The 12,504-nt window shown below is 70.6% G+C and carries 8 protein-coding genes; 2 read left to right on the top strand and 6 right to left on the bottom strand.

From position 1 onward, the window contains the following. Nucleotides 1–152: 152 nt before the first annotated feature. Both J3476_RS18060 and J3476_RS18055 read right to left on the bottom strand, forming a co-directional pair. Nucleotides 153–428, bottom strand: a complete 276-nt coding sequence (locus tag J3476_RS18060) for a WhiB family transcriptional regulator (protein WP_207067772.1) — start codon at nucleotides 426–428, stop codon at nucleotides 153–155. A 433-nt stretch (nucleotides 429–861) separates the two neighbouring features. Then, nucleotides 862–2,979: an ATP-dependent DNA helicase UvrD2 gene (locus tag J3476_RS18055; protein WP_286183293.1), complete on the bottom strand. Its 2,118-nt coding sequence runs from the start codon at nucleotides 2,977–2,979 to the stop codon at nucleotides 862–864. A gap of 80 nt (nucleotides 2,980–3,059) precedes the next feature. Between J3476_RS18055 and mrx1 the strand changes: the two genes are divergently transcribed. Then, nucleotides 3,060–3,314, top strand: a complete 255-nt coding sequence (mrx1, locus tag J3476_RS18050; RefSeq protein ID WP_207067770.1) for a mycoredoxin — start codon at nucleotides 3,060–3,062, stop codon at nucleotides 3,312–3,314. Between the two features lie 198 nt (nucleotides 3,315–3,512). Here the strand turns inward: mrx1 and nudC are convergent, their stop codons facing one another. Both nudC and J3476_RS18040 read right to left on the bottom strand, forming a co-directional pair. Beyond that, complete coding sequence (gene nudC / locus J3476_RS18045; protein ID WP_207067769.1) at nucleotides 3,513–4,433, bottom strand: NAD(+) diphosphatase; 921 nt, start codon at nucleotides 4,431–4,433, stop codon at nucleotides 3,513–3,515. 60 nt (nucleotides 4,434–4,493) lie between these two features. Next, nucleotides 4,494–5,573 carry a potassium channel family protein gene (locus tag J3476_RS18040; RefSeq protein ID WP_207067768.1) on the bottom strand — a complete coding sequence of 360 codons (1,080 nt, stop codon included), beginning with the start codon at nucleotides 5,571–5,573 and terminating at the stop codon, nucleotides 4,494–4,496. 46 nt (nucleotides 5,574–5,619) lie between these two features. Between J3476_RS18040 and J3476_RS18035 the strand changes: the two genes are divergently transcribed. Then, nucleotides 5,620–6,018: a hypothetical protein gene (locus tag J3476_RS18035; protein ID WP_207067767.1), complete on the top strand. Its 399-nt coding sequence runs from the start codon at nucleotides 5,620–5,622 to the stop codon at nucleotides 6,016–6,018. 4 nt (nucleotides 6,019–6,022) lie between these two features. Here J3476_RS18035 and J3476_RS18030 read toward each other — a convergent pair whose 3' ends face one another. Beyond that, nucleotides 6,023–9,292 carry an ATP-dependent DNA helicase gene (locus J3476_RS18030; RefSeq protein ID WP_207067766.1) on the bottom strand — a complete coding sequence of 1,090 codons (3,270 nt, stop codon included), beginning with the start codon at nucleotides 9,290–9,292 and terminating at the stop codon, nucleotides 6,023–6,025. After that, a complete protein-coding gene (locus tag J3476_RS18025) occupies nucleotides 9,289–12,459 on the bottom strand; it encodes an ATP-dependent DNA helicase (protein WP_207067765.1) in 3,171 nt (1,056 codons plus the stop codon). The genes J3476_RS18030 and J3476_RS18025 overlap by 4 nt, the downstream gene beginning before the upstream one ends. Between the last annotated feature and the right edge of the window lie 45 nt (nucleotides 12,460–12,504).

Raw genomic sequence — 12,504 nt, 5'->3', positions numbered from 1 at the left:
TTGACATAGGGCTCTCAGACGCTGCCGGGCTTAATTGACCCCCGCAATGCCTGAGTTGTCAGCCTGAGCTGTCAAGCTGAGCCGTCAGCCCGAGTTGTCAGACTGAGCCGTCAGCCCGAGTTGTCAGCCGCGGCCCTGCCGCCGCGCGAAAATCACGCGGCGACAGGGTCTTTGGCGTCCTTGCGGGGACGGCCACGGGGACGCTTGCGGGCGATGACCGAGCCCCGATCGAGGATCTCGCCGCCCCACACGCCCCACGGCTCCTGCCGTTCCAGCGCGGCGGTCAGGCACTCGCGGCGCAGCGGGCACTCGGCGCACAGCTGTTTGGCGCGTTCGAGATCGCGGGGATCCTCGGCGAACCACAGATCGGGATCCTCGACATGACACGGCACCGCCAGTGTGGTTGTCCCGCATGTCATCGCAGACATGTCCAGTCCTCTGCTTCCTGGTCGTTGATCGGTTTGAACCATCTGTCCGGTGATGGATCTGCGACCAGGTGTTCCTCGGATTCTCGATCCGGAGAAGACAATGGCCACGGATCCGGTGATTGCGGGTCCGTGGCCTTGGTGGCGAGGGGGCTCTACCTAGGAGAGCCTCCGACGGACGCGGCAATCGTCTGGGCGGCGCGGCGCTTACGCGGAGCCGCCGCAGCGGCGCGGGCGGGGATGACGGGATGCCCCGTGACAGGGGCACGGAAGGTCCACGCCATGCCGGCAGCGCTTACACCGTGGAACGCAAAATTGCTTGTCATGATCGTGGCACCCTCCTCTCGCACATGGCCGTCGTCTGTGTGCTCTCGAGGTTAGAGGCTAGCAGCCGAAACCGACAACACATTTTTGACCAGCATATTTGGCGCAATTTCTACGAAGATTGGCGGCTTTTGACCATCGCCAGCACATCAGGACCGAACTGCTCGAGCTTGCGTGCGCCGATTCCCGGAATGGCCACCAGCGCGGCGTCGTCGGTGGGCATCGACTCGGCGATCGCGATCAGCGTGTTGTCGGTGAACACCACGTAGGCGGGCACGCTCATCTCCTTGCTGATCCGCAGCCGCCAGTCCTTCAGTTCGGCGAGCAGGTGCTCGTCGATGTCGGACGGGCAGCTCTCACACCGGCGCAACATGATGGCCGGCGGCGAGGTCAGCTGCTCGTTGCAGATGCGGCAGCGCGGCGCCGGCCCGCGCGGCTTGCGGGAGCGGCTCGGGCCGTCGTCGCGCTGTGACTGCGGGGCGATGCCGTTGAGGAATCGGGACGGTCGCCGTCCCTGCCGACCGCCAGGGTTACGGGCCAGCGCCCAACTGAGCGTCAAATGCATCCGCGCCCTGGTGATTCCGACGTACAGCAGGCGCCGCTCCTCCTCCACCGGCTCGCTGTCGGGGCCGTGGGACAACGCATGGGAGATCGGCAGTGTGCCGTCGGCCAGGCCGACCAGGAACACCGCGTCCCACTCCAGTCCCTTGGCGGCGTGCAGCGAGGCCAGGGTGACGCCCTGCACCGTCGGGGGGTGGCGCGCGTCGGCGCGTTGGCGCAGCTCGGCGAGCAGGCTCGGCAGGTCCAGCTGCGGGCGTTGGGCGACTTCGTCGTCGACGAGTTCGGCCAGCGCGGTCAGGGCCTCCCACCGCTCGCGTGCCTGGGTACCCGTCGGCGCCTCGACGGTCAGACCGAGCGGTTCCAGCGTCGCGCGCACCACCTCGGGCACCGTGGCGTCGGTATCAGGGCCACGCTCGGCGGCGCGGTGCAGCGCAAGCAGGGCCTGGCGGATCTCCTGCCGGCTGAAGAAGCCTTCACCGCCGCGAACCTGAAACGCCACCCCGGCCTCGGTCAACGCCTCCTCGTACACCTCGGACTGGGCGTTGATGCGGTACAGCACCGCGATCTCCGAGGCCGGTGTGCCGGATTCGATGAGCCCCTTGATGGAACGCGCCACCGCGGCCGCTTCGGCCGCCTCGTCGGGGTGCTCCTGGAAGGTCGGGTTCGGGCCGGGCGGGCGCTGACCCACCAGGTGCAGCTTGCTGCCCGCCATCCGGCCACGGGCGGCGGCGATCACCCGGTTGGCCAGCGACACCACCTGGGGGGTGGAGCGGTAGTCGCGCTCCAGGCGCACCACCGCGGCGTCGGGGAAGCGCCGGGAGAAGTCCAGCAGGTAGCGCGGGGAGGCGCCGGTGAAGGAGTAGATCGTCTGGTTGGCGTCACCGACCACCGTCAGGTCGTCGCGGCCACCCAGCCAGGCCGACAGCACCCGCTGCTGCAGCGGGGTGACGTCCTGGTACTCGTCGACGACGAAGCAGCGGTAGCGGTCGCGGAACTCCTGGGCGACCGCCGCGTCGTTCTCGATCGCAGCCGCGGTGTGCAGCAGCAGGTCGTCGAAGTCGAGCAGCATGAGGTCCGCGCTGCGTGACTTGAGCGCCTCATATCCGGCGTAGGCGGCCGCGGTCTTGGCGGCATCGAACGGGATGTCGCGGCCGTTCTCGGCGACCGCGTCGGGATACCCCTCGGGCGTGATGAGCGAGGCCTTCGCCCATTCGATCTCACCGGCCAGGTCCCGCACGTTGTCGGTACCGGTCGGCAGCCCGGCACGGTTGGCGGCCTGGGCGACGATCGCGAACTTGGAATCCAGGAGCTGCCAGTCGGTGCTGCCCACGACGCGCGGCCAGAAGTAGGCCAGCTGCCGGCGCGCTGCGGCGTGGAACGTCATTGCCTGCACCGACTCGGTGGGCGCGGTGCCCGCATCGGTGGTCAGCGCACGCAGCCTGGCCCGCATCTCCCCGGCTGCGCGCTGGGTGAACGTCACCGCCAACACCTGGCCGGGCGCGACGTGTCCGGCGGTCACCAGGTGAGCGATGCGGCGGGTGATGGTCCGGGTCTTGCCCGTGCCGGCGCCGGCGAGCACGCACACCGGACCGCGCGGGGCGAGCACGGCTTCGCGCTGCTCCTCGTCCAGGTCGCCGAGCAGCAGGTCACGCGAGGCTGTCGGGGACATGGCGACCATCATGTCAGCGACCCATGACACATGCGGGCCCGCCACGGCATGGATCGCGCATCGGCTACGTTGAAAGGCCTATGAGCACCAACGATGCCGCCACCGTCACGATGTACACCACCTCGTGGTGTGGCTACTGCTTCCGCCTGAAGAAGATCCTCAAGAACGAGGGCATCGCCTACACCGAGGTCGACATCGAATTCGACCCGGCTGCCGCCGAGTTCGTGGCGTCGGTCAACGGCGGCAACCAGACGGTGCCGACGCTGAAGTTCGCCGACGGGTCGACCCTGACCAACCCCAGCGGCGCACAGGTCAAAGCCAAGCTGACCGGCTGAGATCTCCCCCGCCGCCGACCCGGCCGCACCGCCAACCCGGCCGTACCGCCCCACCCGGCCGCGAACGTGCATACACGGTAGTCCCGCGGCGACGAGCGCTACCGGGGATGCACGTTCGCGGCGGTGCCCCGGTTGGCGAGGCGCAGCGGTCTCAGCCCGGGCGGTCTCAGTCCGGGGCGGCTTCAGTCCTGGGCGGCTTCAGTCCTGGGCGGCCCAGGACTCGATGATCTCGCGGGCGATCGAGATGGAACCCGGCAGCAGCAGACGTGAGTCGGCGCCGCCGGACCCCCAGTCACCGCGGTCGAGTGCCTCACGGATCTCGGCACGGGTGAACCAGCCGGCCTCGGCGATCTCGCCGTCATTGAACGAGAAGTCCTGCTGCGGGTCGCCCACCGCGTGAAAGCCCACCATCAGCGACCTCGGGAACGGCCACGGCTGGCTGCCGAGATACTCGACATCGGTGACGGTCAGCCCGATCTCCTCGGCGATCTCACGCACGACACAGGACTCGAACGACTCCCCCGCCTCGACGAATCCGGCCAGGATGGAGAACAGCCGCTCCGGCCACAGGGTCTGACGTGCCAGCACCGCGCGGTCGTGGCCGTCATGGACCAGGCAGATCACCGCCGGGTCGATACGCGGGAACTCCTCGCGGCCGGTCACCGGGTTGATCCGTCCCCACCCGGCCTTGACCGGCGCGGTCGGGCTTCCGTCGACGGGACTGAACCGGGCGCTGTCATGCCAGTTCAGCAGCGCCGTGGCGGTCGCCACGAGTTGGGCGCTGACGTCGTCGAACACGTCACCGGTGCGGCGTAGATCCAGCACCTCGACCGGCGCGTCCTGCGGCGGCTGCAGCTCGGAACGGATCCCCCACACGTGCCGGCCGTCGGCGAGGCGGCCGAGGAACACCGCGTCCTGCGGTGGCGCGTCGCCGGCGTCACGGGCGTCGTTGAGCACCGCACGCCCGCCGGAGATCAGCACCTGGTTGCGGCGATCCACCCGCAGCAACAGCGCGTCCGGCCAGCCGGCCACGGCGGCGTCGATGTCGGTGCGTAGCGCGTCGGCGCGGTCGGCACCGACCCGGGACAACAGCGGAACGTTGCGCAGCCGGAAGCTCATCGGTTCACTCTGCTCTTCATCGACGGCTCCTCGCGCGAGCGCTCGTCGCGGAGCAAGCGCTCATCGCTCCGCGTCCGCGGAGCGGATGTACAGCAGTCGGTCACCCAGTTCCAGCGCGTCGACATCGGGGTCGTCGACGCGGATCAGCTTGTTGGCGCGCACCACGCCGAGCACGAGGTCGTGCAGGTGACGTGGCGAACCACCCGTCTCCTTGGGAGTCACCTCGCGTTCGGCGATCGCGAACCCGGCATTGGGCGTGAGCAGATCCTCCATCATCTCCACGACGCTGGGGGTCTGCACCGCGATGCCGAGCAGGCGTCCGGCGGTCTCGGAGGTCACCACCGTCGAGTCGGCGCCGGACTGCTCGAGCAGGTGCTGATTCTCGGCCTCGCGCACCGCGGCGATGATCTTCGCTTTCGGGGCGAGCTCGCGCGCAGTCAGGGTGACGAGCACCGCGGTGTCGTCGCGGTTGGTGGCCACGATGATCGATTTGGCGTGCTGGGCGCTGGCCAGGCGCAGCACCTCGGAGTCGGTGGCGCTGCCACGCACGGTGACCAGCCCCGCGGTCTTGGCGCGCTCCAGCGCGGCGGGGTTCTCGTCGACGACGACGATGTCGGCGGGGGCGACCTCGTCGCCGATCATCGCGGCCACGGCGGTACGCCCCTTGGTGCCGTAGCCGATCACCACGGTGTGGTTACGCAATTTGTTCCTCCACTGCTGGATCTTGAACGCCTGCCGCGACTCGGTGGTCAGCGTTTCCACCGTCGTACCGATCAGCACGATCAGGAAGGCCACCCGCAACGGCGTGATGATCAGGACGTTGACCAGCCGAGCGGTCTCGGTGTACGGCGTGATGTCGCCGTAGCCGGTGGTCGACAGGGACACCGTGGCGTAGTAGAAGCAGTCCAGCAGTGACAGCCCGTCTTCCTGGACGTCGCGGTAGCCGTCGCGGTCGATGTAGACGATCAAAACCACCGCGCACAACACCGCCAGCGCGATGACGATGCGCTTGGTGATCCGCACCCACGGGCTGGGGAGATCCTGCGGGATCTGCACGCGGTCGGTCAGGGCGTGAACCGGGAGATCGGTCAACGACTGGTCGAACCGACTCAGTCGTCGGCGTAGACGTCCCTTAGCCACGGGGGCCTGTCACGGTATGCAACTGCCGCACCAGCACAATGTAATCATGACCCTCCCCGCATCCGCACCGCAGCACGCCCCTACCCGCGTCTACCGGATGGCGGCGATGCTGCTCGGTGTCGGGTCACTGCACTTCCTCGCACCCAAGCCGTTCGACTCGATCGTCCCGGCGGAGCTGCCGGGCAGCCCACGGGTCTACACCTACGCCTCCGGAGTTGCCGAGGTCGGCATCGGCGCCGCGCTGCTGGCGCCCAAGACGCGTCGGCTGGCGGCACTGGCCGCGATCGCGCTGTACATCTCGGTGTTCCCGGCCAACGTCAACATGGTCCGCCTGTGGTTCCAGGATCCGAGCAAGTCGCTGCCGATGCGGATCGTCGCTATCGCACGGTTGCCGTTCCAGGTGCCGATGATCCTGGAGGCGCTCAAGGTCTACCGGGCCTCCTGAGCGCTCATGCGGCGGTGTCGCCCGATGCGCGGTCCAGCAGCGCCGCCAGTTCGTCGGAATCCGGCAGCACGTCCGGCATGACCGTGCGCCCCGTGCGCACATAGTGGAACGCCGCACGCACCGACGCGGCATCGCAGCCGTGCAGTCCGGCCCACGCAAGGCGATACACGGCGAGCTGAACAGCGTTGCGCTGCAATTCTTCCGGAGTCGACGGCGGTTCCCCGGTTTTCCAGTCCACCACCGTCACCCCGCCGTCGGGGTCGGCGAACACCGCGTCGATGCGGCCGCGCACCACCGTGGCGCCGATGACCATGTCGAAGGGCACCTCCACCTCGATCGGGGTGCGCGCGGCCCACGGTGACACCGCGAACGCGGATTGCAGTTCCTCGAGTTCACCGCGGTCCTGCCGGTCGCCATCCACCGCGCCGGGCAGGTCGTCGAGGTCGAAGAGCTTCTCGGCCTGGAAGTAGCGTTGCACCCATTCGTGGAATGCCGTGCCGAGTGCGGCGTGGGGGTCCGGGCGGCGCGGGAGACGCCGATTCAGCCGTTGTGCCGCGGCGTCGGGTTCACGTCCCAGTTCGACCATCGCGCTGACCGACAGCTGTGGCGGCAGTGTCGGGGCGACCGGGCGTGCGGTGTGGTCGCGTTCGGCCAGAAGCGCATCGACGTCGGCGGCCCATCCGTGCGGGTCGTCCGACTCGACGGTCGCGTCGCGCGTCATCGCCTGCGACACCAGCGCCGCGCCCCGGTCGACGCCGCCGCGTCGGCCCGTCGCCGGGTCGACCGGCCAGACCGCCTCGACCACCTGGTCGCGCAACGGATTCGCCTCGCCCTCGGCCGGAGCCTCGGCCCAGACCGCCACGCTGCCGCACGGGCTGCCCTGCTGCGCCGCGGCCTCGATGATCTCCTTGAGCTCACACAGGAAAGCCGACGGGCCGCGGGGTTTGGATTCGGTGGCGCCCCAGTGATGACCGGAGACCAGCAGCGTGCGTTCGGCCCGGGTGATCGCGACGTACAGCAGCCTGCGCTCCTCGTCGGTGCGCCGCTGATCCAGGCTGCGCTTGTGACCGGAGATCTTGTCGGACAGAGCTTTTCGATCGTTGACATCGCTCGTGTCGAGCACGGGCACACCGTGCTCGGACACCGTTGCGCAGTCCCCCCGTAGCAGTGGCGGCAGGTCGGCGGCATCGGTCAGCCAGGTTCGCGGTGACGCCGTCGACGGGAACACCCGTGCGCTGAGGTGCGGCACGGCGACGATCTGCCACTCCAGCCCCTTGGCCGCGTGCACCGTCAGGATCTGCACGCGGTCGCCGGCGCTCGCGACCTCGGCCGGGGCCAGACCGTTCTCCACCTCCTGGGCGGTGTCGAGGAAGGCGAGCAGGCCCGACACCGTGGCCCCGGGCCGCGCCGCGAAGTCGGCGACGACGTCGGCGAACGCGTCGAGGTGTTCGGTGCCCGACCAGCCCGCCGAGACCGGGCGGGCCGCCCGCGCCTCTGCGTCCACGCCGAGCACCCTGCGAATCTCGGCGATCAGGTCCGGCAGCGCCCAGTCGAGGTGGGCGCGCAGTGCGGTCAGCTCGCGGCCCAGCGCGACGATCCTGGCGTGTCCGTCGGCCGAGTACGCCGCCGGCTGTCCGGGATCGCAGATCGCCTCACCGAGGCAGGCCGCGTCGGCGTCAACACTCAATTGCGCGACGATGTCCTCCGGTTCGGCCGCACTCGGCCGTCCCGCGCCGCGGTCGAGCTCGAGGGCCCGGCGCCACAGTGCGGCGATGTCGCGGGCACCCAGCCGCCACCGGGGCCCGGCGAGGACCCGCATCGCGGCCGCTCCGGCCGCCGGGTCGGCGGCCAGCCGCAGCATCGCGACCACGTCGGCGACCTCGGCGATCCCCAACAGCCCGGCCAGGCCGACCACCTCGACGGCCAGCCCCCGCCTGCTCAGGGCCTCGGCCATCGGTGCGGCGTCGGCGTTGCGGCGCACCAGCACGGCGGCGGTGGGTGCGGTACCGGTGTCCTCGACAGCGGCGCGATGCAGCTGGGCCATCTCGTCGGCGAGCCATTCGCGCTCGGCGACGATGTCGGACAACAGCGCTGCGCGCACGGTGCCGGCCGCGGCGTCGGGGCGCGGCTGCAGTGACCGCACCGCGACCGAGCGGCGGCGAGCATCCTGGGACACCTCGTTGGCCAGGTGCAGCACTTCGGGTGGGTTGCGCCAACTGGTGCGCAATTCGAGGGTCGGCGCGGGTGTCCCGTCCGCCTGCGGGAAATCGGTGGTGAACCGGGGCAGGTTGGTCGCCGAAGCCCCGCGCCACCCGTAGATGGACTGGATCGGGTCGCCGACGGCGGTCAGGGCCAAGCCGTCGTCGGCTCCCCCGCCGAACAACGCCGACAGCGCCACCCGTTGGGCGTGACCGGTGTCCTGGTATTCGTCGAGCAACACCACGCGATAACGCTGCCGCAGCTGTTCCCCCACCTGCGGAAAGCGCGAAGCCAGCTGCGCGGCGGAGGCCATCTGCATGCCGAAGTCGATGACGCGCTGCTCGCGCATCCGGCGATGCAGTTCGTCGATGAGCGGGACGAGCGCGGTGCGTTCGGTCTGGGTGCCCAGCATCCGCAGCAGCCACTGGCTGGGACCGCGGTCCCGCTGATAGCGACCGGCGGGCAATGTGTGCACCAGCCGCTCGAGCTCCACGTGGGTGTCGCGGAGTTGATCGGTGTCCACCAGATGCTCGGAGAGCTGCCCGGCGAGTTTGAGCACCATCGCGGTCACCGACGCCGGAGACTTGTCGGTGTCGAGCGCCCGCGGATGCTCACAGACCACCCGGTAGGCCAGCTGCCACAATTCCGTGTCGCCGAGCAGCCTGGTGTCCTGCTCGACCGGCAGCAGCAGGCCGTACTCGCGCAGCAGCGTGCCCGCGAACGCATGGTAGGTGCCGACGGTGACGGGATCGGCGGCCATGCCGGGCCCGTCGAGGGCACCCGGGATCACCAGGCCCGCACCGGCAAGGCGGGCCAGCCTGGCGCGCACCCGGCGCAGCAGCTGCCCGGCGGCCTTACGGGTGAACGTCAGCCCCAATACCTCGCCGGGGCTGGCGTAACCGTTGGCCACCAGCCAGACCACCCGCGCGGCCATCGTCTCGGTCTTACCCGCGCCGGCACCGGCGATCACGACCAGCGGGCCCGGCGGCGCGGCGATGACCGCGGCCTGCTCGTCGGTCGGGGCGAATAGCCCCAGTGCGTCGGCGAGCTCAGCGGGACTGTAGTGCGGGCTCATCGCGAGGAACCTCCGTCGGCGTCGGCGTTGCGGGCGGGGCACATCGGGCGCACCGGACAGTGCGCGCAGCCGTCGTTGACCCGGGCGACGAACTCCGGGCCCCGGGTGGCTTCAGCGGCCTGCGCGACGCGTGCCCGCCACTCGTCGCGGGCCTGCGGGGTCAGCGCATCCTGCTCGCGTTGGGCAGCGCTGCCGCCGGAGGTCTTGCCGAGGTAGACCAACCGGCCGCCACCGGGTTCGTCGCCGTCGGCGAGCAGGCCTGCGGCGACGGCCAACTGATACATCGCCAACTGAGCGTGGTTCTGCGCGTCGTCCTTGGTGACAGGCGACTTGCCGGTCTTGATGTCCACCACGACCAACCTGCCCTCGCTGTCACGTTCGAGTCGGTCGAGCCGACCGCGCACCCGCACCGCGGGTGAACCCTCCCCAGCCGCGACCACGTCGCCGTCGACGTCGACCTCGGTGCCGACCTCGGTGAGCTCACCGCGGGTATTCGCGCGCCAAGTGGTGAAGGTCGACAGCATCTCCAGGTGGCGGGCGCGTTCGTTGTCGGCGTGCCACTGCGCGTCGAACGGCAGCTGGTCCCAGACCTTCTCCAGCGCGCCGAGAACCTGCGCCTCAGATCTGGTGCTGTCGGACACCAGCGCGTGCACCAGCGACCCCAGCGCGGAGCGCACATCGGCGGCCCGCGCTCCGCCGTGGCGCTCGAGCAACCAGCGCAGCGGACAGTCCGAGAGCATCTGCAGCGTCGACGGCGACAGCGTCACGACATGGCCGTCGTCGTCCCACATCGGCTCGCTGCTCGACACCTCCCGCATGCCGTACCACGAGGCGGGATCCGCCCCGGACACACCCGCTTGCGCCAACCGCGCCAACTGGGCTGCGGCGCAGGCTCGTTCACCGTCCTCGACCGCGCCTTCGGGCGCGCACACCACCGCCCGGAGCCGCCCCACCAGCGCCGACGGCGCGAGAACCCGCGGGGCACGGATCGGTGCCGGCGGATCAGCGTCGGGCTCGCCGCTCAGCGCTGCGAGCTCGTCGACGAACGCCGACGGCAGCATGGCGTCGTCGCCACCGTCACTGTCGACGGCGGTCACCAACAGCCGGCGGCGGGCCCGGCCCATCGCGGCCAACAGCAACCGCCGCTCCTCGGCCAGCAGCGGCGCGCGACTCGACAAACTCCGCTGCCCGGGCTCGGCCACGCCGTCGATCACGTCGACGAGATGTTGGGTGTTCAGCACTCCGCCCCGCGGCGCGACGTTCGGCCACAGCCCTTCCTGCACACCGGCGATGACCACGAAATCCCACTCCCGACCGAGCGAAGAGTGCGCGCTGAGCACCGCGACCGCGTCGGCATCGGCATCGGGGCGGTCGTCGCGCCGCACCGGCGGCAGTGTCAGGGCCTCGATGTGGTCGATGAGGCCGCGCAGCGACGCGCCCGCGGTGTGGGCGACGTAGCGTTCGGCGACGTCGAACACCGCGGTGACAGCGTCGAGGTCACGGTCGGCCTGGGCGCCGCTCGGCCCGCCGCGCTCACTGGCCGTCAGCCAGCGCCGCTGCAGCCCCGAGCGGTTCCACGCCTGCCAGAGCGTGTGGTGCGGATCCGCACCCTGCTGCGCGCTGCGGCGGGCCGCGACCAGCACGGTGCGGACCCGGCGCAGCGCGCGGGCCAGATCCTCGGGAAGGTCGCTGCGGTCGCGATCGAGTGCGTCCACCAGGAGGGCACCGAAGTCCGCCGTGGGCTCACCGTCGGCACGGCGCAGCGCGCGGCGCAACCGCCGCAGCGAGACCGGGTCGACCCGCCCCAGCGGTCCGGTCACCAGCGCGAGCGCCGCGTCGGCGGTGAGACCGGAGGCGGCGGCTTCCAGGACCGTCAGCAGCGCCCGCACCGCCGGTTGATCGGCCAGCGGCGCCCCCGGCGCAGGCAGGTCCACCGGCACGCCGGCGGCCGCCAGCGCGCGGCTCAACGCCGCGCCCATCCGGGGCATCGACCGCACGATGACCGCCATACGATGCCACGGCACGCCCTCACCGAGATGAGCGCGCCGCAGCGCGTCGGCGATCAGGGCGGACTCCGCGTGCGGAGACGCGGCGATCCGCACCTCCACCGCGCCCTCCTCGTCCGTTCCGGAGAACTCCCAGGCCGGTTCGAGACCCGGCAGTTTGCGCGCCATCGTCGCCACCGCGCCGGCAACGGCAGTCGAGCACCGATGCGACCGGTCCAGCCTGAGTTCGGTCCCCTCACCGCGCAGCAGAACCGGGTCGGCGCCGCGGTAGCCGAACACGGTCTGGCGGGGATCACCGGCCAGCACGGTGAGCTCGGCACCTTCGGCGAGCACCCGCACCAGCCGCGCCGCCTGCGGATCGAGGTGTTGTGCGTCGTCGACCAACAGCAGCGTGACGCGTGCCCGTTCGGCGGCCAGCAGGTCGGGATCCATGGCGAATGCATCCAACGCCGCACCCACGAGTTCGGCCGCACCCAGCGCGGGAATGGTGGCCTGCGGCGCAGCCATGCCCACCGCGGAGCGCAACAGCATGACCTGCTCGTAGGCCTGCGCGAAGCGCCCCGCGGCCCGCCACTCCGGTCGGTCGGCACGGCGACCCAGCCGCTGTAGACCCAGCGGATCGACACCGCGTTCGTTGCACCGGGCCAGCAGGTCGCGCAGCTCGGTGGCGAAACTCACGGTGCTCAGGGCCGGCCTCAAGGCGGCGGGCCAGCGCACCGGTGAGGCATCGCCGTCTTCGATATCGCCGGCGAGCAGTTCGCGAATGATCCCGTCCTGCTCGGCACTGGTGATCAGCCGGGGCGGAGGGCTGCCGTTGCGTTGGGCGGCCAGCCGCAGCACCGCGAACGCGTAGGAGTGCACGGTCCGCACCAGTGGCTCACGAATCACCGCGTCACCCCCCGCCGCCAGCAGTGTCGCGGTGATCTCGGCTTTGGCCCGCGCCCCGAGGCGGGCCGAACCGGTCAGCAGCAGAACCGATTCCGGGTCCCGCCCGGCGTTCAGGTGAGCTGCGGCGGTGTTCACCAACAGGCTGCTCTTGCCGGTGCCGGGGCCGCCGATCACGCGCACCGTCCCGCGCGCGTCGGGGCGGGTCAGCGATGCCTCGACGAATTCAGACCCGTCAAGGCCGGACCCGGTGAGTTCGGCGTGTGGAGCGGACATGACGGAATGACATCACGGGGCACCGACAGACTTGGCCGGCCGGCG

The sequence above is a fragment of the Mycobacterium sp. PO1 genome (genome assembly GCF_017312405.1).
In the GTDB taxonomy this organism is placed as follows: domain Bacteria; phylum Actinomycetota; class Actinomycetes; order Mycobacteriales; family Mycobacteriaceae; genus Mycobacterium.
Note: the sequence above shows the minus strand (reverse complement) of the source record. Positions and strands in the feature narration are given on the sequence as shown.

Excerpts from the sequence above, each read along its gene's own strand:
- J3476_RS18060 (WP_207067772.1), bottom strand. The coding sequence starts at position 428 with ATGTCTGCGATGACATGCGGGACAACCACACTGGCGGTGCCGTGTCAT.
- J3476_RS18055 (WP_286183293.1), bottom strand. The coding sequence starts at position 2,979 with ATGTCCCCGACAGCCTCGCGTGACCTGCTGCTCGGCGACCTGGACGAG.
- J3476_RS18030 (WP_207067766.1), bottom strand. The coding sequence starts at position 9,292 with ATGAGCCCGCACTACAGTCCCGCTGAGCTCGCCGACGCACTGGGGCTA.
- nudC (WP_207067769.1), bottom strand. The coding sequence starts at position 4,433 with ATGAGCTTCCGGCTGCGCAACGTTCCGCTGTTGTCCCGGGTCGGTGCC.
- J3476_RS18035 (WP_207067767.1), top strand. The coding sequence starts at position 5,620 with ATGACCCTCCCCGCATCCGCACCGCAGCACGCCCCTACCCGCGTCTAC.
- J3476_RS18025 (WP_207067765.1), bottom strand. The coding sequence starts at position 12,459 with ATGTCCGCTCCACACGCCGAACTCACCGGGTCCGGCCTTGACGGGTCT.
- mrx1 (WP_207067770.1), top strand. The coding sequence starts at position 3,060 with ATGAGCACCAACGATGCCGCCACCGTCACGATGTACACCACCTCGTGG.